A 21,521-nucleotide genomic window follows, 5' to 3' on the forward strand; every position below is an offset into this window, starting at 1 on the left:
TGCCGCGTAACTCACTGCGCGCTACGCGCTCCGTTCAAACAGACGCGGCAAGTCAGATCACGAAGCGCGTGTGTCCTGCGGCACACGCGCCCGCCCCACGCCCTGCGCTCCTCGGTACGGCCAGAAGGGGTTTGAAGACGACACGGGCCATCGCTGCGCTCGGCCTGGGGCGCGCGGCGCGCAGCGCCTGCGCGTTGGGGGCCGAGCGTAGCGATGGCCCGTGTCGTCCCTACCCCCTTTCAGGCTGCGCCTGGGGCGAGGCGGTGGTGGGGTGGCATGCGCGAAGTCGCGCATGCTTCGTGAACTGACTCGCTGCGGTTGTTTGAGCGAAGCGCGCAGCGCGCAGCGAGTTCCGCAGCGCACCCCGCCAGCGTCTCGCCCCAGGTGTGCCCCCACGCGCAGCGTGGGGGTCGCAGACTGCGGGGCGCGTTTCTTTGCCTCCTTTCTTGTCGCGCGACAAGAAAGGAGGTCGCCCGCCGGGGCGAGTCCCGGCCCCGGGAAGGAAACCCACCACATGCATCAAAACGGCCAAAAACCCTTACCAGTAAAGCGCATCCAGCTACACAAACAGTAGCTATTGCCAGCGAGTAAGTGATAACGGTTAGCATCGCCCCATGTCCCAGCCCTCCATCCGGCGCCTCGCCGCCTCCGTCCTCCCCCTGGCCCTGCTGTGTGCCTGCGCCGCCACCAGGCCGCTGGATCCGGCCTGGCGGGACGCGCTGAGCGCGCAGCCCCCCACGGCCTTGCTGCTGCTGGGCGAGCAGCACGACGCGCCCGAACACCAGCAGTGGGAGCAGGCCACCGTGCAGTGGCTCGCGCAGCGCGGCCAGTTGGCGGCGCTGGTGATCGAAATGGCCGAGGCGGGCGCCAGCACCGAGGGCCTGCCGCCCACGGCGAGCGAAGCCGAGGTGCGCGGCGCGCTGCGCTGGCCTGACGAAGCCTGGCCCTGGGCCGACTACGGCCCGGTGGTCATGGCCGCGGTGCGCGCGGGCGCGCCGGTGCTGGGTGGCAACCTGCCGCGCGCGCGTCTGGCCAGCGCCCGGCGCGACGCGGCGCTTGAAGCCCGTCTGCCGCCCGAGGCGCTGGCGCGCCAGCAGGCGGACGTGCGCGAGGGCCACTGCGGGCTGCTGCCCGAGGGCCAGGTCCCGGCGATGGCGCGCATCCAGCTGGCGCGCGACCAGAGCCTGGCCGAGACGGCGTTGCAGGCGCTGCGCCCGGGCCGCACCGTGGTGCTGGCGGCGGGCCACCAGCATGTGCAGCGCAGCCTGGGCGTGCCCGCCTGGTTGCCCCATGGTTTGGACTACAAAGTGGCCATAGCCCAGGCAGGGCAAGCGCGAACAGCTATCGAAAAAGAAGCGGACTACATCCAGAAAACACCCGCCTTGCCGGCCCGCGACTACTGCGCCGAACTGCGCGCGCAGTGGTCGTCCGTGCCGGCTCCGGCGGCTACGCCGGCATCTGCGCCTGCTGCTGCAGCAGCGCCGTGAATTCAGGCGCTGGCAGCGGGCGGCTGTACAGGTAGCCCTGGTAGGCGTCACAGCCGCGCTCGCGCAGAAAGGCGAGCTGCTCGGCGGTCTCCACACCCTCGGCCAGCACCTGCAGGCCCAGGCTGTGGCCCATGGCGATGATGGCGGCACTGATGGCCATGTCGTCGGCGTTGTGCGGGATGTCGCGGATGAAGCCCTGGTCGATCTTCAGCACGTCGATGGGGTAGCGCTTGAGGTACGACAGCGACGAGTAGCCCGTGCCGAAGTCGTCCACCGCCGTGCGCAGGCCGAGCTGCTGCAGGCGCAGCAGCACCTGGCGCGCTTCTTCGGGGCGCTCGGCCAGCGCGGTCTCGGTCAGCTCGAACTCCAGGCAGCGCGGCGGAAAGCCCGAGTCCGCCAGCGCCTGGGCCGCGCAGCCGGCCACGTCGGTCAGGTGGAACTGGCGCGGCGAGATGTTCACCGCCAGCGTGATTTCGGGCAGGTCGGCATCGCGCCAGCGCTGGCCCTGCTGGCAGGCCTCGCGGATCACCCATTGCCCCAACTGGCCGATGACGCCCGAGCTCTCGGCCACGGGAATGAAGCGCCCGGGCGAGATGACGCCTTCCTCGGGGTCGATCCAGCGCACCAGCGCCTCGGCACCCACCAGGCGGCCCGTGGCGATATCCACCTGCGGCTGGTAGTACAGCTGCAGGTGCCCCTGCGCCAGCGCCACGCGCAGGCGCGCCTCCAGCTCCAGGCGCTCGCGCGCGGCCTGGGTCATGTCCTCGTTGAAGAAGCACCAGGCGCCACGTCCGCGCGCCTTGGCGCCGTACACGGCGGCGTGCGCGCCCTGCAGCAGGCCCTGGGCCGAGTCGGCGTGCTCGGGGAACATGCAAATACCCACGCTCACCCCGGCCACCACCTCGATGCCGTCGGGCGATGTCCAGGGCTGGCCCACGGCGGCGATGAGGCTGCGTGCCACGGCCGCGGCGCCGTCGGAGTGGCGCAGATTGCGCGCCACCACCGCGATCTCGTCGCCCGCCATGCGCCCCACCAGGTCGCCCGGGCGCAGGGCCGAGCGCACCTGGCGCGTGATGTGCTTGAGCACCTCGTCGCCCACGGCGTGGCCGTAGCTGTCGTTCACGTCCTTGAATCGGTCCAGGTTGAGCAGCAGCACTGCCATGGTCTCGCCGCCGGCCTGCGCCTGCTCGACGCTGGCGCTCAGTTGCTGGCCAAACCACAGGCGGTTGGACAGGCCGGTGAGCGGGTCATAGTGCGCCAGGTATTCCAGGCGTTGGCGCTGCGCTTTTTCCTCGGAGATATCGGTGAACATGCACACGTAGTGCGTGATGTCGCCCTTGGGGTCGCGCACCGCCGACAGCGACATGTGCTCTGGGAACACCTCGCCGTTCTTGCGCCGGTTCCAGATTTCGCCCTGCCAGTGGCCGGTGCGTTGGATGCACTCCCACATGGCCTGGTAGAACGCCTTGTCGTGGCGGCCCGACTTGAAGACGCGCGGCGTGAGGCCGCGCAGCTCTTCCTCGGTGTAGCCCAGCAGGCGCGTGAAGGCGGCATTCACCGACAGGATGCGGCTCTGCGCATCGGTCACGACCACGCCCTCGGTGGTGTTGTCCACCACCGTGGCGGCCAGGCGCTGGCGCTCCTCGGCGGCGCGGCGGTCGGTCAGGTCGGTGAGGATGCCGGAAAAGCGTTCGGGCTCTCCCTGCGTGTTCAGGTGGCGCTGGCCGCGTGCCTGGAACCAGCAGTATTCGCCGTCAAAGCACTGCAGGCGCGCTGTCTCGTCGAAGGGCTGGCCCGTGGCCAGCGAGCGCTCGACGGCGCGGCGTACGCGCTGGCGGTCGTCGGGGTGCAGGCGGCGCAGCAGGTGCAGGCCATGCGGCAGTTCGCCGCCCTTGAAGCGCAGCAGGCGCACCAGGCCCTGCGAGTAGGCAGAGCGGCGCTGCACCAGATCCCAGTCCCACATGCCACTGCCACTGCCGTCCAGTGCCAGGCGCAGGCTGTTTTCGCTGCGCACCAGCGCCGCGCGCGTGGCGCCGATCTCGCCCATGTCGAGCAGCAGGCATACCAGGTGCGCCGGCGTGCTGCCGGAGGCGGGGACATGGCTGACGTTGCACAGCACGGGCAGCGGTGGCCGGCCGTCGGCGCGCAGGCACAGGCGCTCGCCCTGGTAGTAGTTGATGCGCCCATCGAGCAGTTGTTCAAGCTGCTGCTGCGCCCGCCCCTGGTCGTCGGGCACCACCCATTCGCGGAAGTTGGCTTGCAGCACGGCCTCGGGTGACATGGCCAGCCATTGGCACAGGCGGTCGTTGGCCCAGAGGATGCGCAGCGTGCCCAGCTCGACGCGTGCGACCCCCGCGGGCGCATGGCTGGCGATTTGGGCCAGCTCTTGCGACAGGGCCCAGCGCGCGGCCTCGGCCGTGCGCATGCGCCGCAGCAGCCACCATGCCAGCACGCCAGTGAAGAGCACGTAGAGCCAGCCCTTGATGGTCTGGCCGCGTGCCAGCCACAGCGGGTCGGTGATGAGCGCGGGCAGCAGCGCGTCGCCCAGTGCCACCCAGACCGCGCCCACCGCCAGGTAAAGCACCATGCCCCACCACGGCGCCATCCGCAGCCTGTGCTCCGGTGTGTTGATTTCCATTAATTCGCTCCGCTGGGAGCCCGAAGACGGCGCAGCCCCACTCCACCACACAATACGCCCTGGCCGCCTTCCCGCCCACGCGCGCCCCATCGCCGCCGCAGGCCCGGCGGATGCCCGGCAGCCACCGGAGGCTGCTGCGACAATCCGCAACCATGACACAAACCTACATTCTCACCCTGTCCTGCCCCGACAGGCTTGGCTTGGTGCACGCCGTTTCCGGTTTTTTGCTGGAGCACGGCTGCAATATCGAGGAAGCCGCGCAGTACAACGACCAGGCCACCGGCCTGTTCTTCATGCGCGTGCAGTTTGCCAGTGCCCAGCACGACGGCGCAGCCCTCAAGGGCCAGCTGGCACCTTTCGCCGAGGGGTTCCAGATGCGCTGGAGCCTGCACCCCTGTGCCGAGGCCATGCGCACCGTGCTCATGGTCAGCCGCGAAGGCCATTGCCTCAACGATCTGCTTTTCCGCGTCAAGAGCGGGCTGCTGCCGATCGACATCCGCGCCATCATCAGCAACCACCGCGACTTCTACCAACTGGCCGCCAGCTACAACATTCCGTTCCACCACATCCCGGTGACCAAGGACAACAAGGCACAGGCCGAAGCCCGGCAATACGAGATCATCGAGGCCGAGGGGGCCGAGCTGGTGGTGCTGGCGCGCTACATGCAAGTGCTGTCCAACGACCTGTGCACCAAGCTGGCGGGACGGGCGATCAACATCCACCACAGCTTCCTGCCCAGCTTCAAGGGCGCCAAGCCCTACTACCAGGCGCATGACCGGGGCGTGAAGCTGATTGGCGCCACCGCCCATTACGTCACCGCCGACCTCGACGAGGGGCCGATTATCGAACAAGATGTTACACGCGCCGACCATACCGACACGGTGGAGGACCTGACGTCACGCGGCCGCGACACCGAAAGCCTGGTGCTGGCCCGCGCCGTGAAGTGGCACAGCGAGCACCGCGTGCTGCTCAACGGGCACAAGACGGTGGTGTTCCGCTGAAGGCGGCGCACCGGGCAGTGCTATGAAGAACGTAGCTGCTGGCGCTTGATGGGCAAGTCTTCAAGAAGTGAACAACCTTGAAACCATCGACTGCCAGGCGCCAGAAGCTTCGCTTTTGATAGCACTCCGTCAGCCGCCGTGCCCCAGTGCGCCGCCGTGCGCTTGGCCTATGCTCGCTCGGATTCCGCCCGCCCTGTTACCCGCTTCGCCATGTCCGCGCTTCCCCACCTGACCACGGCACGCCGCATTCCGCCCATCCAGTGCCTCATCACGTTCGAGGCGCTGGCGCGGCTGCGCAGCGTGACGCAGACGGCCGATGAGCTGTGCGTGACGCCCAGCGCCGTGAGCCACCGCGTCAAGCAGCTCGAACACATCCTGGGCACGCGCCTGTTCGGCCGCAGCGACTTCTCCCTCACGGCCGACGGCAGCAGCTACCTGGCCCAGGTGCGCGAGGGCCTGGCCGCGCTGCAGCGCCTTCCTGGCGCCGCCGTGGCGCCCGGGCGCAAGCGCCTGACGCTGGCCGTGACGCCCACCTTTGCGCGCGCCATCCTGATTCCGCGCCTGCGCCAGTTCACCGAGGCCTACCCCGAGATCGACCTGGCGCTGCAGGTCTCGATCCCGCTGCTCGACGGCGTGGCCGAAGACGCCGACCTGGTGGTGCGCTTCGGCCCCGGCCACTACGCCGACATGGAGCACGTGGAGCTGGCGCGCGACGTGCTCACGCCCCTGGCCTCGCCCGGCTTCGTGCGCGAGTACGGCCCGTTCGAGCGCCCCGAGGACCTGGAGGGCCTGCCCCTGCTGCGCAGCCCCCTGGAGCCCTGGCGCACCTGGTTCGCCGCCGCCGGGCTGGACTGGGGCGAGCCGCGCGAGGGCTCGCAGTTCAACGACGTGGGCCTGATGTGCGACGCCGCGGCCGCCGGCATGGGCGTGGCGCCGGTGCGCCTCAAGCTGGGGGCGCCCTGGCTGGAACGCGGTACGCTGGTGCGTCTGTTCGACACCGTGGTCGCCAGCCCCTACGCGCACTACCTGTGCTGGAAAACCGGCACCATGGAGCGCTGGGAATGCGCCGCCTTCGCCGAGTGGCTGCGCCGCGCCATGGTGTGACACGAATTTCAATGAAAGCAGGCTCTGGCCTTTATCCAGAAAGCGTAGGAAGCTATCAAAACATGAGTAATCCGCCCAGCCCCACTGAACGCGCCGCGCGCCAGCGCGAGGTCGTCCAGGCCCTGTCGGCCTGCGTGCCATCGCACGCCCTACTGTGGCAGGCCGAGGACACCGTGCCCTACGAGTGCGATGGCCTCACCGCCTACCGCCAGCGCCCGCTGGTGGTCTGCCTGCCCGAGACCGAGGAGCAGGTGCAGGCCGTGCTGCGCACCTGCCACCGCCTGAACGTGCCCGTGGTGGCGCGCGGCGCGGGCACCGGCCTGTCGGGCGGCGCCATGCCGCACGCGCTGGGCGTCACGCTGTCGCTGGCCAAGTTCAACCGCATCCTGCGCGTGGACCCGGCCAGCCGCACGGCCACCGTGCAGTGCGGCGTGCGCAACCTCGCCATCAGCGAGGCCGCGGCCGCGCACGGCCTGTACTACGCCCCCGACCCGAGCAGCCAGATCGCCTGCACCATCGGCGGCAACGTCGCCGAGAACTCGGGCGGCGTGCACTGCCTGAAGTACGGCCTGACGGTGCACAACGTGCTGCGTGTGCGCGGCTACACCATGGCGGGCGAGCCGGTGGTGTTCGGCAGCCACGCGCTCGATACGCCGGGCCTGGACCTGCTGGCCGCCGTGATCGGCAGCGAGGGCATGCTGGCCGTGGCCACCGAGATCACGGTGCGCCTCATCCCCAAGCCGCAGCTGGCGCGCTGCATCATGGCCAGCTTCGACGACGTGCGCAAGGCGGGCGACGCGGTGGCGGCGGTGATTGCCGCAGGCATCATTCCGGCCGGCCTGGAGATGATGGACAAGCCCATGACCGCCGCCGTGGAGGACTTCGTCAAGGCCGGCTACGACCTCACGGCCGAGGCCATCCTGCTGTGCGAGAGCGACGGCACGCCCGAGGAGGTGGAAGAAGAAATCCAGCGCATGAGCGAAGTGCTGCGCGGCGCGGGCGCCACGGCCATTTCGGTCAGCCAGAGCGAGGAGGAGCGCCTGCGCTTTTGGAGCGGGCGCAAGAACGCCTTTCCAGCCAGCGGCCGCATCAGCCCCGACTACATGTGCATGGATTCGACCATCCCGCGCAAGCGCCTGGCCGACATCCTGCTGGCCATTGCCGAGATGGAGAAGAAGTACGGCCTGCGCTGCGTTAACGTGTTCCACGCCGGCGACGGCAACCTGCACCCGCTGATCCTGTTCGATGCCAACGATCCCGACCAGCTGCACCGCTGCGAGCTGTTCGGCGCCGACATCCTGGAAACCAGCGTGGCCATGGGCGGTACCGTGACCGGCGAACACGGCGTGGGCGTGGAAAAGCTCAACAGCATGTGCACCCAGTTCACCGCCGAGGAGAACGCGCAGATGGCCGCGCTCAAGCAGGCGTTCGACCCCGCCGGACTGCTCAACCCCGGCAAGGTGGTGCCGACCCTGCACCGCTGCGCCGAGTACGGCAAGATGCTCGTGCGCGGCGGCCGGATCGCGCACCCGGACTTGCCGCGGTTTTGAATAAAAAAGGGCTCTAGCGCGCGTCTGGCGTGCGCTGGCAGCTATCTCATCCATAGCATTCAAAAGCCAAAGGCCACCCGCAGGTGGCCTTGGCAGTGGGGGCAGGGGGCTGTTAGCTGTGCGGTGCCACCTGGTCCAGCGCGTTGCGCAGGTGCCCCACGGTGCGCTCCACGTTGTGCCACTTCTCCAGGCCGAACAGGCCGATGCGGAAGCTCTTGAAGTCCGGCCCTTCGTCGCACTGCAGCGGCACGCCCGAGGCCGTCTGCAGGCCCACGGCGGCGAACTTGCTGGCGTTCTGGATGCCGGGGTCCGTGGTGTAGCTCACCACCACGCCGGGCGCCTTCCAGCCCTCGGCCGCCACGCTGGGGAAGCCGCGCGATTCGAGCAGCGCGCGCACCTGGGCGCCCAGCGCAATCTGCTCCTGGCGCACTTTCTCGAAGCCGTAGGCGCGCGTTTCCTGCATCACGTCGCGCAGGCGCACCAGCGCGTCGGTGGGCATGGTGGTGTGGTATGCGTGCTGGCCTTTTTCGTAGCCTTCGGCGATCTGCATCCACTTCTTCAGGTCGCAGGCGAAGCTGCTGCTCGTCGTGCCGTCGATAGCCTGGCGCGCGCGCTCGCTCAGCATCACCATGGCGCAGCAGGGCGAGCCGCTCCAGCCCTTTTGCGGCGCGGAGATCAGCACGTCCACGCCGGTGGCCTGCATGTCCACCCACATGGCGCCGGAGGCGATGCAGTCGAGCACGAACAGCGCGCCCACCTCGTGCGCGGCGGCGCTCACGGTGCGGATGTAGTCGTCGGAGAGGATGATGCCGCTGGCCGTTTCCACATGCGGCGCGAACACCACCTTGGGCCGTTCGGCGCGGATGGTGGCCGCCACCTCCTCGGCCGGGCACGGCGCCCAGGGGGCTTGTGGGCCGTCGCCTTGCTTGCGCGCCTTGCAGACCACGGCACCGCCGCCCAGGCCGGTGTCGGCGTCAAAAATCTGGCTCCAGCGAAAGCTGAACCAGCCGTTGCGCACGATCAGCACCTTTTGCTTGTTGGCGAACTGGCGCGCCACGGCCTCCATGCCGAAGGTGCCGCTGCCCGGCACCAGCACGGCGGTGTGGGCGTGGTACACCTCCTTGAGCGTGGCCAGGATGTCCTGCATCACGCCGGTGAAGCGCTTGGACATGTGGTTGAGCGCGCGGTCGGTGTAGACCACCGAGAATTCGAGCAGGCCATCGGGATCGATATCGGGCAAGAGTCCAGGCATGGGGGGTATTTCCGTCGGTCAATGGGATCGGGGCATTGTGGCATGCGCCCCCGGGGGCAAGGCGCGCGGCCTTGAAGGGGATTCCCCCCGCCTCCTACACTCGCGCCATGCGCAAGAAGCCGTCTCTTTCCACCAAGCTGTTGGCGCTGGGCGTGGGCTTCCTGCTCATCGCCCTGGCCTCGATCGGCCTGACGCTGTGGGTGACCTGGCAGCTCGAAGGCGGCGCCGCGGCGGTGAACGAGGCCGGGCGCCTGCGCATGAACATGCTGCGCATGGTGATCGCGCAGCAAAACGAGTCGCCCGAGCGCGTGGCCGCGCTGGAGCGCCAGTTCGACGACAGCCTGGAGCTGCTGCGCACCGGCGACCCGGCGCGCCCGCTGTTCGTCCCCCGGGCCGAGGAAACGCGCGAGCGCTTCGAGCGCGTGCGCGAAGAGTGGCGCATCCTGCGCTCGCACTGGAACGAGGCCATGCCCGCGCAGGCCGTGGAGCGCGCCGACGCCTTCGTGCTCCACGTCAACGCCTTCGTCGAGTCCATCGAGACGCAGATTGCGCGCTGGACGGCGGTGCTGCACCTGTTCCAACTGCTCATGGTGGCGCTGGCGATTGCCGCCGCCGTGACGTTCATGGCGGTGAGCTACCTGCTGGTGCTGCACCCGGTGGCGCGCTTGCAGCAGGCGCTGGAGCGCGTGCGCCAGGGCGACCTGGGCACGCGCCTGGTGGTGGATACGCCCGACGAGTTTGGCCAGCTTGCGGCAGGCTTTAACCTCATGGCCCATGCGCTGCAGACCTCGCACGAGGACCTGGAGCGCAAGGTACGCGACAAGACGGCCAGCATCGAGGAGCAGAACCAGCGCCTGGCTGCGCTCTACGCCGTGAGCGCGCTGGGTGCCGAGGCCGGCAGCCTGGAGGCGCTGGCCCAGGGCTTCGTGCAGCAGATCCGCCAGGTGGCGGGCTGCGATGCCGCCGCCGTGCGCTGGTCCGACGAATCGAATGAGCGCTACGTGCTGCTGGCCGCCGACGGCTTGCCCCAGGCGCTGGCCGAACAGGAGCACTGCCTGGCGGCGGGCAGCTGCGACTGCGGCCAGGCGCAGGAGACGGCGCAGATGCGCATCATCCCCATCACGCCGGTGTCGGCCCAGCAGCTGCCGCACTGCCGCGAGGCCGGGTTCGAGACCGTGGTCAGCATTCCCGTGCGGCTGCAGCAGCGCCTGCTGGGCGAGGTGTCGCTGTTCTTTCGCACCACGCGCAGCCTGTCGCCGGACACGCGCGGGCTGCTGTCCACCATGGCGCACCACCTGGCCAGCTCCATGGAGAGCCTGCGCGCCACGGCGCTGGAGCGCGAGGCGGCAGTGGCCGAGGAGCGCAGCCTGATCGCGCGCGAGCTGCACGACTCCATCGCGCAATCGCTGGCCTTCCTGAAAATCCAGACGCAGCTGCTGCGCGACGCCATTGCCAAGGACAACGCGCAGGTGCGCGAGCGCAGCCTGGCCGAGCTGGAGGCCGGCGTGCGCGAGTGCTACGCTGACGTGCGCGAGCTGCTGGTGCATTTCCGCACGCGCACCAGCGACGAGGACATCGAAGCCGCCTTGCGCGCCACGCTCTCCAAGTTCGAGCACCAGACCGGCGTGGCCACCCACCTGAGCATGAGCGGCCAGGGCCTGCCGCTGGCGCCCGATGTACAGATCCAGGTGCTGCACATGGTGCAGGAGGCCCTGTCCAACGTGCGCAAGCACGCCCAGGCGCGGCACGTGGAGCTGCGCGTGGAGCGCCACCCCTGGCGCTTCGAGGTGTGCGACGACGGCTGCGGGTTCGACCCTGCGCGCGTGGCGCCCGACTCGCTGCACGTGGGCCTGGGCATCATGCGCGAGCGCGCCCTGCGGGTGGGCGCCGAGGTGCGCGTAGACTCGGCGCCCGGTGGCGGCGGCACGCGCGTGTGCATCGTGCTGCCGTCTGCGTCCACCGTCGTCCCCGCGCTTGCATGACCGCTCCCATCACCGTTTTTGTCGTCGATGACCACACCCTGTTCCGCCGTGGCCTGATCGCGCTCATTGGCCTGGACGAGGGCCTGTGCGTGGTGGGCGAGGCGGCCGATGCCGCCGAGGCGCTGCGCCTGGTGCCTGGCCTGCAGCCGCAGGTCATCCTGCTGGACAACCACCTGCCCGGTGTGCTCGGCGTCGATGCCATTGCCGGGCTGCGCGAGGCCGCCCCTGGCTGCCGCGTGGTCATGCTCACGGTGAGCGAGGATGGCCAGGACCTGGCTGCCGCGCTGCGCCATGGCGCGCAGGGCTACCTGCTCAAGACCATCGACGGCGACCTGCTGAGCGAAGCCATCCGCCGCGCCGCGCGCGGCGAGCCGGTGGTCAGCCCCGAGATGATGGGCAAGCTCGTGGCGGCCTTCCAGAGCCAGGGGGCGCCCGTGCCGCCGCCCGTGGCCGAAGCCGAGGCGGCTTCGCCCCTGTCCCCGCGCGAGGAGGACGTGCTGCGCGAGATTGCGCGCGGCGCGAGCAACAAGGAGATCGCGCGCACGCTCGACATCGCCGAGACCACGGTCAAGATCCACGTGCAGCACATCCTGCGCAAGCTCGGCCTGAGCTCGCGCGTGCAGGCGGCGGTGTACGCCTCGGACCGCCTGCGCTAACGAACTCTCTTTTTGATAGCTGCCAGCGCTTGATGGACGGGCGCTGAGGCCCCTTTTGGCTTGAAATCTGCAGGGGCGGCATAGTTCTTTCGGACGATGGCGCCATCGTCCTTTTGCCGTGCCGTGGGCCTTCCACAGACGGATGGGCAAGGCGCGGGCCCTGGGTTACCATGGCAAGGCATTCGCAAGAGAGGACTTCCATGCCTTCCCCGTCACCCCACGCAGCAGAAGACCCGCGGCACACCCGCCAGGCCTGGTCGGTGCTCATCGTGAGCACGCTGGCTTTCACCGTCTGTTTCATGGTCTGGATGATGTTCGGCGTCATCGGCATCCCGATCAAGAAGATGCTGAACCTGAACGCCACCGAGTTCGGCCTGCTCACCGCCATGCCCGTGCTCACCGGCTCGCTGGTGCGCGTGCCGCTGGGCATCTGGACCGACAAGTACGGCGGGCGCATCGTCATGGCCGTGCTGCTGGCCCTCACCGTGCCCGCCATCTGGGTCATGGGCTACGCCACGCAGTACTGGCACTTTCTCGTCATCGGCCTGTTCGTGGGGCTGGCCGGTGGCGCTTTCTCGGTCGGCACGCCCTACGTGGCACGCTGGTTTCCCAAGCACCGCCAGGGCACGGCCATGGGGGTGTATGGCGCGGGCAACTCGGGCGCGGCGGTGAACAAGTTCGTCGCCCCGGTGATCCTGGTGGCCTTCGGCTGGCAGGCCGTGCCGCATGTCTATGCGGCCATCATGCTGGGTACGCTGGTGCTGTTCTGGGTGTTCTCGCACAGCAACCCCGCGCACCTGGTGCCAAGCCACGTCAAGTTCACGGACCAGCTCAAGGCGCTGAAGGACCCCAGGGTGCTCAAGTACTGCCAGTACTACAGCATCGTGTTCGGCGGCTATGTGGCGCTGGCGTTGTGGATGGTGCAGTACTACGTGGGCGAGTACGGCCTGGACATCCGCGTGGCTGCGCTGCTGGCCGCGTGCTTTTCGTTGCCCGGTGGCGTGCTGCGCGCCATCGGTGGCGTGCTGTCGGACAAGTACGGCGCGCACAGCGTGACCTGGTGGGTTCTGTGGGTGAGCTGGATCTGCCTGTTCCTGCTGTCGTACCCGCAGACCGACTTCACCGTTCTCACCGTCGATGGCCCCAAGGTGTTCCACATCGGCCTGAACGTCTATGTGTTCACCGCGCTGATGGCCGTACTCGGCGTGGCCTGGGCCTTCGGCAAGGCCAGCGTGTTCAAGTACATCAGCGACGACTACCCCGGCAACATCGGCACGATCAGCGGCATCGTGGGGCTGGCCGGCGGCATGGGCGGCTTCATCCTGCCGATCATGTTCGGCGCGCTGATGGACTGGACGGGTGTCCGCTCCAGCGCCTTCATGCTCATGTACGGCGTGGTCTGGGTCTCGCTGATCTGGATGTATTTCACCGAGGTGCGCCGCACCGACGTGATGGATCACTGAAACCTTCTGAAAGGTGCCTTCCATGTCAACCCCCGCCGTATCGCACGCCGGCGCCCGCCAGGGCCGCCTGCTCACGCTCTGGACGCCTGAGGACAAACAGTTCTGGGAGCGTGAGGGCGAGGCTGTCGCCAAGCTCAACCTGTGGATCTCGGTGCCCGCGCTGTTCCTGGCCTTCGCCATCTGGCAGGTCTGGAGCGTGGTCGCCGTGAACCTGCCCGCCCTGGGCTTCAAGTACTCGACCAACCAGTTGTTCTGGCTGGCCGCGGCACCCGCGCTCTCGGGCGCCACGCTGCGCATCTTCTACTCGTTCATGGTGCCGGTGTTCGGTGGGCGGCGCTGGACGGCGCTGTCCACCGCGTCGCTGCTGATACCGGCCATCGGCATCGGCGTGGCGGTGCAGGACAACACCACCAGTTACCCCACCATGCTGATCCTGGCGCTGCTGTGCGGGCTGGGTGGCGGCAACTTCAGCTCCAGCATGGCCAACATCAGCTTCTTCTTTCCGAAGGAGCGCAAGGGCTCGGCGCTGGGCGTGAATGCGGGCCTGGGCAACCTGGGCGTGTCGGTGGTGCAGTTCCTGAGTCCGCTGGTCATCACGGCCGGCATCTTCGGCATCTTCGGCGGCGAGGCGCAGACCATCGTGAAGAACGGCGAGCACACGCAGGTGTGGGCGCAGAACGCGGCCTTCATCTGGGTGCCGTGGATCGCCATCGCGTCGATCGCTGCCTGGTTCGGCATGCACGACATCGCCGACGCCAAGGCCAGCTTCGCAGCGCAGGCCGCCATCTTCAAGCGCAAGCACAACTGGCTGATGTGCGTGCTGTACCTGGGGACCTTCGGCTCGTTCATCGGTTTCGCGGCGGGCTTTCCGCTGCTCATCAAGAGCCAGTTCCCTGACGTCAACCCACTGGCCTATGCCTGGCTCGGTCCGCTGGTGGGCGCGGTGATCCGTCCCTTCGGCGGCTGGCTGTCCGACAAGGTGGGCGGCGGCGTGGTGACGTTCTGGAACTTCATCGTCATGGCGCTGGCCGTGCTCGGCGTGCTGTATTTCCTGCCCAAGGGTGCGGGCGGCTACGCACTGCCGTTCGGCCCGCAGGAAGGCAGCTTTGGCGGCTTCTTCGTCATGTTCCTGATGCTGTTTCTTACCACCGGCATTGGCAACGGGTCGACCTTCCGCATGATTCCCGTGATTTTTCTCACGCAGAAGCTCAACGAGCTGCGCGGCAACGACGACGCCGCCAAGGCCCAGGCCATCAAGGACGGCAACACCGAGGGCGCCGCCGCCGTCGGCTTTGCCGGCGCGCTGGGGGCGTACGGCGGTTTCTTCATTCCCAAGAGCTATGGCAGCTCAATCGCGGCAACGGGCGGGCCCGAGTTCGCGCTGTGGATGTTTGCGGTTTTCTACACCCTGTGCATCGTCATCACCTGGTGGTACTACGCGCGCAAGAACGCGGAAATGCCTTGCTGATACGTCCCTGACCCCGACAACGATTTCAAGGAGCCCCACGATGAGTCATTTTCTCGACCGTCTCTCTTACTTCGCGCAGCCGCGTGAAACCTTCTCGGATGGCCACGGCCAGACCAACGGCGAAGACCGTACCTGGGAAGATGCCTACCGCGACCGCTGGGCGCACGACAAGATCGTGCGCTCCACCCACGGCGTGAACTGCACGGGCTCTTGCTCGTGGAAGATTTACGTCAAGGGCGGTATCGTCACCTGGGAAACCCAGCAGACCGATTACCCGCGCACGCGCGCTGACCTGCCCAACCACGAGCCGCGCGGCTGCGCGCGTGGTGCGTCGTACTCGTGGTACCTCTACAGCGCCAACCGCGTGAAATACCCCATGGTGCGTGGGCGCCTGCTCAAGCACTGGCGCGCGGCGCTGACCGTGGCCAAGAGTCCGGTCGATGCCTGGGCCGCCATCGTCGAGAACGACAGTGCGCGGCGCGAGTGGCAGAAGCAGCGCGGCCTGGGCGGCTTCGTGCGCAGCACCTGGGACGAAGTCAACCAGATGATCGCTGCGGCCAACGTCTACACCATCAAAAAGCATGGCCCGGATCGCATCATCGGCTTCTCGCCGATTCCGGCGATGTCGATGATTTCCTACGCCGCAGGCTCGCGCTACCTGAGCCTGATTGGCGGCGTGTGCATGAGCTTCTACGACTGGTACTGCGACTTGCCGCCGTCCAGTCCGCAGGTGTGGGGCGAGCAGACCGACGTGCCGGAGAGCGCCGACTGGTACAACTCCAACTTCATCATCGCCTGGGGCTCGAACGTACCGCAGACGCGCACGCCCGACGCCCACTTCTTCACCGAGGTGCGCTACAAGGGCGCCAAGGTCGTGGCCGTCACACCCGACTACTCCGAGGTGGCCAAGCTGGCCGACCTGTGGATGCACCCCAAGCAGGGCACCGATGCCGCCGTGGCCATGGCCATGGGGCATGTGATCCTCAAGGAGTTTTACTTCGACAAGCGCTCGGCGTACTTTGACGACTACGCGCGCCGCTACACCGATCTGCCGCTGCTCGTGGTGCTGGAGCAAAAGACGCTGCCCGACGGGCGCACGGTCATGGTGCCGGGCCGCTACGTGCGCGCCAGCGACTTCGAGGGCCACCTGGGCCAGACCAACCACCCCGACTGGAAGACCGTGGCCTACGGCACCGACGGCCAGGTGGCGCTGCCTAACGGCTCGATCGGCTTCCGCTGGGGCAAGGACGGTCGTGACGACCAGGGGCTGTGGAACCTCGAATCGAAAGAGGCGCGCACGGGCAATGACGTGCAGCTCAAGCTCTCGGTGCTCGAAGACGGCGCGCAGGCGCATGACGTGGCCGACGTGGCCTTCCCGTACTTCGGCGGCATCGCCACGCCCAACTTCAGCGCCAACGACCAGGGTGGCGACGTGGTGGTGCGCCGCGTGCCCGTCACCCACCTCGACCTGAGCGGCGAGGGCGTGCAGGGCCGCGTGGCCGTGGCCACGGTGTTCGACCTGCAGGCGGCGCAGTACGGCATCCACCGCGGCCTGCCCGGCGAGGGCGCCTACGAGGGCTATGACGCCAACGCGCCCTATACCCCGGCATGGCAGGAGCGCATTACCGGCGTGCCGCGCGACCAGGTGATCGCCATCGCGCGCCAGTTCGCCGACAACGCCGACAAGACGCATGGCAAGTCCATGGTCATCATCGGCGCGGCCATGAACCACTGGTACCACTGCGACATGAACTACCGCGGCATCATCAACATGCTGATGATGTGTGGCTGCATCGGCCAGAGCGGTGGTGGCTGGTCGCACTACGTGGGCCAGGAAAAGCTGCGTCCGCAAACCGGCTGGACGGCGCTGGCCTTTGCGCTGGACTGGATCCGCCCGCCGCGCCAGCAGAACTCCACCAGCTTCTTCTATGCCCACACCGACCAGTGGCGCTACGAAAAACTGGGCGTGGAAGAAGTTCTCTCGCCCCTGGCCGACCGCCAGGCCTACCAGGGCGCGATGATCGACTTCAACGTGCGCTCCGAACGCATGGGCTGGCTGCCCAGTGCGCCGCAGCTGCAGACCAACCCGCTGCAGGTGGTCAAGGACGCGCAAAAGCGCGGCATGGACCCCAAGGACTACGTGGTGCAGTCGCTCGAAGACGGCTCGCTCACCATGAGCTGTGAGGACCCCGACCACCCTGCCAACTGGCCGCGCAACATGTTCGTGTGGCGCTCCAACATCCTGGGCAGTTCGGGCAAGGGGCACGAGTACTTCCTCAAGCACCTGCTGGGCACCACCCACGGCGTGCAGGGCAAGGACCTGGGCCCGCAGGATGCCAAGCCCGAAGAAGTGCAGTGGCACGCCCAGGCGCCTGAAGGCAAGCTGGACCTGCTGGTCACGCTCGATTTCCGCATGAGCACCACCTGCCTGTATTCGGACATCGTGTTGCCCACGGCCACCTGGTACGAGAAGAACGACCTCAACACCAGCGACATGCACCCGTTCATCCACCCGCTGTCGGCGGCCGTGGACCCGGCCTGGCAGGCCAAGAGCGACTGGGAGATCTACAAGGGCTTCGCCAAGGCCTTCAGCGAAGTCTGCACGGGCCACCTGGGCGTGGAGAAGGAAGTCGTGCTCACGCCCATCATGCACGACACCCCGGCCGAGCTGGCGCAGCCCTACGGTGTGAAAGACTGGAAGAGCGGCGAGGTCGATCTGATCCCCGGCGTGACGGCGCCGCAGATCTCCGTGGTGGAGCGTGACTACCCCAACACCTACAAGCGCTTCACGGCCCTGGGCCCGTTGATGGACCGCATCGGCAACGGCGGCAAGGGCATCGCCTGGAACACCCAGACCGAGGTGGAGCAACTGGGCGACCTCAACGGCCGCGTGCGCGAGGAGGGCGTGACGCAGGGGCGGCCGAAGATCGTCAGCGACATCGACGCCACCGAGGTGGTGATGATGCTCGCGCCCGAGACCAACGGCCACGTGGCCTGCAAGGCCTGGGAGGCCCTGGGTAAGCAGACCGGGCGCGAACACGTGCACCTGGCACTGCACCGCGAAGATGAAAAGATCCGCTTCCGCGACATCCAGGCGCAGCCGCGCAAGATCATCAGCTCGCCCACCTGGAGCGGGCTGGAGAGCGAGAAAGTCAGCTACAACGCTGGCTACACCAACGTGCACGAGCTGATTCCATGGCGCACCCTCACGGGCCGCCAGCAGTTCTACCAGGACCACCCCTGGATGCGCGACTTCGGCGAGGGCTTCTGCGCCTACCGCCCGCCGGTGCACCTGAAGGCGCTGCACGAGGTCGAGGGCAAGATGCCCAACGGCAATCCCGAGATCGCGCTGAACTTCATCACGCCGCACCAGAAATGGGGCATCCACAGCACGTACAGCGACAACCTGCACATGCTCACGCTCAACCGCGGCGGCCCGGTGATCTGGCTGAGTGAAGACGACGCCAAGCGCGGCGGCATCGTCGACAACGACTGGGTCGAGCTGTTCAACGCCAACGGCGCCATCGCGGCCCGCGCGGTGGTGAGCCAGCGCGTGAACCCCGGCATGGTGCTGATGTACCACGCGCAGGAAAAAATCGTGAACACCCCGGGCTCGGAAATCACCGGCACGCGCGGCGGCATCCACAACTCCGTCACGCGCGTGGTGCTGAAGCCGACCCACATGATCGGCGGCTACGCGCAGTACAGCTACGGCTTCAACTACTACGGAACCATCGGCACCAACCGCGACGAATTCGTGCTGGTGCGCAAGATGCGCCGCATCGACTGGATGGACGAAGAAGCTTCGGCCCCGTCCGCCGCACATGCCTGAGCGACAAGGAGAAACACGATGAGAGTACGCGCACAAATCGGCATGGTGCTGAACCTGGACAAGTGCATTGGCTGCCACACCTGCTCGGTCACCTGCAAGAACGTCTGGACCAGCCGCCCCGGCGTGGAATACGCCTGGTTCAACAACGTCGAGACCAAGCCCGGCATCGGCTACCCCAAGGAGTGGGAGAACCAGGACAAGTGGAACGGCGGCTGGACGCGCCTGGCTGACGGGTCGATCGTCCCGCGCCAGGGCGGCAAGTGGAAGCTGCTCATGCGCATCTTCGCCAACCCGAACCTGCCGCAGATCGACGACTACTACGAGCCCTTCACCTTCGACTACGACCACCTGCAGTCGGCGCCCGAGATGAAGGCCGCGCCCACCGCGCGCCCGCGCAGCCTGATCACGGGCCAGCGCATGGAGAAGATCGAGTGGGGCCCGAACTGGGAGGAAATCCTCGGCGGCGAGTTCGCCAAGCGCAGCATCGACGTGAACTTCGAACAGGTGCAGAAGGACATGTACGGCCAGTTCGAGAACACCTTCATGATGTACCTGCCGCGCTTGTGCGAGCACTGCCTGAACCCGGCGTGCGTGGCCTCGTGCCCCTCGGGCTCGATCTACAAGCGCGAGGAAGACGGCATCGTGCTGATCGACCAGGACAAGTGCCGCGGCTGGCGCATGTGCGTCTCGGGCTGCCCGTACAAGAAGATCTACTACAACTGGCAGACCGGCAAGGCCGAGAAGTGCATCTTCTGCTACCCGCGCATCGAGGCCGGCCAGCCTACGGTGTGCTCTGAAACCTGCGTGGGCCGCATCCGCTACCTTGGCGTGCTGCTGTACGACGCCGACCGCATCGAGGAAGCCGCCAGCGTGGAGCGCGACCGCGACCTGTACGAGGCGCAGCTCGGCATCTTCCTCGACCCGAACGACCCCGACGTCATCCGTCAGGCGCGTGCCGACGGCATCCCCGACGCCTGGCTCGAAGCCGCGAAGAACAGCCCGGTCTACAAGATGGCCGTGGACTGGAAGATCGCACTGCCGCTGCACCCCGAGTACCGCACACTGCCCATGGTGTGGTACGTGCCGCCGCTGTCGCCCATCACCTCGGCGGCCAACGCCGGCCACCTGGGCGTGAACGGCGAGATTCCCGATGTGTCGCAGCTGCGCATCCCCGTGCAGTACCTGGCCAACCTGCTCACCGCCGGCGACACCGGCCCCGTGGTGCGGGCGCTGGAGCGCATGCTGGCCATGCGCGCCTACCAGCGCGGCATGCATGTGGACCGGGTGGAGAACCTGGCCGTGCTGCAGCAGGTGGGCCTGACGGCGCACGACGTGCAGGACATGTACCAGGTGATGGCCATTGCCAACTACGAGGACCGCTTCGTCATCCCCTCGGCGCACCGCGAGTACGCCGAGAACGCCTTCGACCTGCGCGGCGGCTGCGGCTTCTCGTTCGGCAACGGCTGCTCCGACGGATCGACCGACGTGAGCATGTTCGGCGGCAAGAAGCGCCGCACCATCCCCATCAAGGCCACGGTGTAAGCCGCCAGGGAGAACCAAGCCATGTTCAAGAAAACCCCGGAATCGCTGCGCCTGACGCTGCGCGCCCTGGCCCGCCTGGTGGGCTATCCCAACGCGGAGCTGCGTGCGCAGATGCCTGCGCTGCTTGACGCGCTGCGCCTGGAGCAGTCGCTTCCGCCCGAGCGCATGCAGGAGATCGAGGCCCTGTGCCGCCAGCTCTGCGCCATGGAGCCCATGGAGGCGGAGGCGCGCTACGTCGATACCTTCGACCGCGGCCGCCAGACTTCGCTGCACCTGTTCGAGCATGTGCATGGCGATTCGCGTGAGCGCGGCCCTGCGCTCATCGACCTGCTGCAGACCTACGAGCAGGCTGGCCTGCATTTCGAGGCGCCTGAGCTGCCCGACCACCTGGGCGTGGTGCTGGAGTTTGCCTCCACCCAGCCGCCCGCGGTGGCGCGCGAGTTCCTCGGCGAGGTGGCCCACATCCTCAATGCGCTGTTTACCGCGCTGGCCAACCGGGGCAACCCGTACGCCTGCGTGATCGCCGCTGTGCTCGAAGTGACGGGCCAGCGTGTGCAGGCCGTGGCCATCACGCCCGAGCCCGGACTGGACGACACCTGGGCCGAGCCCGAGGCCTTCGACGGCTGCGCCACCCAGGGGCAAAACCGCCCGGGCCAGGCCCAGCCGCTGCATTTCGTGCGCAACCCGCGCGCTTCCTCTTCTTCCCAAGGAGTCTCGCCATGACCGCCTGGATCGATACTTTCCTGTTCGGCCTGTACCCCTACATCTGCCTGGCCGTTTTCTTCATTGGCAGCTGGGCGCGCTTTGACCGTGACCAGTACACCTGGAAAAGCGACTCCTCGCAGCTGTTGCGCCGCGGCAGCCTGCGCTGGGGCAGCAACCTGTTCCATGTCGGTGTGCTGTTCCTGTTCTTTGGCCACAGCGTGGGCATGCTCACGCCGCACTTCGTCTACGAGCACTTCATGAGCGCGGGCGCCAAGCAGCTCATGGCCATGGTCTCGGGTGGCATCGCCGGGCTGCTCGCCTTCATCGGCGTCACGCTGCTGCTGCACCGCCGCCTGTCGGACGTGCGCATCCGCGCCACCAGCAAGACCAGCGACATCGTGCTGCTGTGGCTGCTGTGGGTCCAGCTCGCGCTCGGCCTGGCCACCATCCCGCTGTCGGCCCAGCACTTGGACGGCTCGGTCATGATGCTGCTGGCCGAATGGGCGCAGCGCATCGTCACCTTCCGCACCGGTGCGGTGGAGCTGCTGGCCAACGTGGGCTGGGTGTTCAAGCTGCATATGGCGCTGGGCATGACCGTGTTCCTGGTCTTCCCCTTCACCCGCCTGGTGCACGTGTGGAGCGGCTTCGGCACGCTGGCCTACATTGCGCGGCCATACCAGCTGGTGCGCGCCCGGCGCCTGAACCTGCCCGCTGGCCACAACCAGCCCGGCAACCGTGGTGCTATGAACTAAAGAGCTGTCAGCGCTTGCCACGCAATGATTTAGGCATTGAATTAATTTGAAATCTTTGCAAGGCAAGCGCAAGCAGCTATCAAAGCAGG

General features: G+C 67.7%; 14 protein-coding genes. 12 read left to right on the forward strand and 2 right to left on the reverse strand.

Features of this window, described 5'->3' with window-relative positions:
- Positions 1-614 precede the first annotated feature (614 nt).
- Positions 615-1,487 carry a ChaN family lipoprotein gene (locus BN2503_RS09065; protein WP_054256335.1) on the forward strand — a complete coding sequence of 291 codons (873 nt, stop codon included), beginning with the start codon at positions 615-617 and terminating at the stop codon, positions 1,485-1,487.
- Here the strand turns inward: BN2503_RS09065 and BN2503_RS09070 are convergent.
- Positions 1,447-4,125 carry a sensor domain-containing protein gene (locus BN2503_RS09070; RefSeq protein WP_054256336.1) on the reverse strand — a complete coding sequence of 893 codons (2,679 nt, stop codon included), beginning with the start codon at positions 4,123-4,125 and terminating at the stop codon, positions 1,447-1,449. The two genes, BN2503_RS09065 and BN2503_RS09070, sit on opposite strands and share 41 nt — an antisense overlap.
- Positions 4,126-4,277: 152 nt before the next feature.
- Here BN2503_RS09070 and purU point away from each other — a divergent pair, with 152 nt between their 5' ends.
- The 3 genes from purU to BN2503_RS09085 all read left to right on the forward strand — a co-directional run bounded on the left by purU (position 4,278) and on the right by BN2503_RS09085 (position 7,780).
- Positions 4,278-5,126, forward strand: coding sequence for a formyltetrahydrofolate deformylase (purU, locus tag BN2503_RS09075; RefSeq protein WP_054256337.1), 849 nt, complete (start codon positions 4,278-4,280; stop codon positions 5,124-5,126).
- 210 nt (positions 5,127-5,336) lie between these two features.
- Complete coding sequence (locus BN2503_RS09080; RefSeq protein ID WP_054256338.1) at positions 5,337-6,230, forward strand: LysR substrate-binding domain-containing protein; 894 nt, start codon at positions 5,337-5,339, stop codon at positions 6,228-6,230.
- Between the two features lie 62 nt (positions 6,231-6,292).
- Entirely contained in the window at positions 6,293-7,780 is a 1,488-nt protein-coding gene (locus BN2503_RS09085; RefSeq protein ID WP_054256339.1) for an FAD-linked oxidase C-terminal domain-containing protein, read from the forward strand.
- 112 nt (positions 7,781-7,892) lie between these two features.
- Here the strand turns inward: BN2503_RS09085 and BN2503_RS09090 are convergent, their stop codons facing one another.
- On the reverse strand, positions 7,893-9,032 hold the full coding sequence (locus BN2503_RS09090; RefSeq protein ID WP_054256340.1) for an aminotransferase class V-fold PLP-dependent enzyme: 1,140 nt from the start codon (positions 9,030-9,032) through the stop codon (positions 7,893-7,895).
- 107 nt (positions 9,033-9,139) lie between these two features.
- Between BN2503_RS09090 and BN2503_RS09095 the strand changes: the two genes are divergently transcribed.
- From BN2503_RS09095 to narI, 8 genes are all read left to right on the forward strand, one after another.
- Complete coding sequence (locus BN2503_RS09095) at positions 9,140-11,014, forward strand: type IV pili methyl-accepting chemotaxis transducer N-terminal domain-containing protein (protein ID WP_054256341.1); 1,875 nt, start codon at positions 9,140-9,142, stop codon at positions 11,012-11,014.
- On the forward strand, positions 11,011-11,670 hold the full coding sequence (locus BN2503_RS09100) for a response regulator (protein WP_054256342.1): 660 nt from the start codon (positions 11,011-11,013) through the stop codon (positions 11,668-11,670). The genes BN2503_RS09095 and BN2503_RS09100 overlap by 4 nt, the downstream gene beginning before the upstream one ends.
- Before the next feature lie 200 nt (positions 11,671-11,870).
- A complete protein-coding gene (locus BN2503_RS09105; RefSeq protein WP_054256343.1) occupies positions 11,871-13,133 on the forward strand; it encodes an MFS transporter in 1,263 nt (420 codons plus the stop codon).
- 22 nt (positions 13,134-13,155) lie between these two features.
- Entirely contained in the window at positions 13,156-14,601 is a 1,446-nt protein-coding gene (locus BN2503_RS09110) for a NarK family nitrate/nitrite MFS transporter (RefSeq protein WP_054256344.1), read from the forward strand.
- Positions 14,602-14,641: 40 nt separating this feature from the next.
- Positions 14,642-18,433, forward strand: coding sequence for a nitrate reductase subunit alpha (locus BN2503_RS09115; protein WP_054256345.1), 3,792 nt, complete (start codon positions 14,642-14,644; stop codon positions 18,431-18,433).
- Positions 18,434-18,451: 18 nt separating this feature from the next.
- Positions 18,452-19,975 (forward strand): nitrate reductase subunit beta, encoded by a 1,524-nt coding sequence (gene narH, locus BN2503_RS09120; protein ID WP_054256346.1) that lies wholly within the window; start codon positions 18,452-18,454, stop codon positions 19,973-19,975.
- 21 nt (positions 19,976-19,996) lie between these two features.
- A complete protein-coding gene (gene narJ / locus BN2503_RS09125; RefSeq protein WP_054256347.1) occupies positions 19,997-20,698 on the forward strand; it encodes a nitrate reductase molybdenum cofactor assembly chaperone in 702 nt (233 codons plus the stop codon).
- Positions 20,695-21,432: a respiratory nitrate reductase subunit gamma gene (gene narI / locus BN2503_RS09130; RefSeq protein WP_054256348.1), complete on the forward strand. Its 738-nt coding sequence runs from the start codon at positions 20,695-20,697 to the stop codon at positions 21,430-21,432. Before narJ ends, narI begins: the two co-directional genes overlap by 4 nt.
- Positions 21,433-21,521: the final 89 nt, after the last annotated feature.

Origin of the sequence: Paenacidovorax caeni, assembly GCF_001298675.1 — a bacterium.
In the GTDB taxonomy this organism is placed as follows: domain Bacteria; phylum Pseudomonadota; class Gammaproteobacteria; order Burkholderiales; family Burkholderiaceae_C; genus Paenacidovorax; species Paenacidovorax caeni.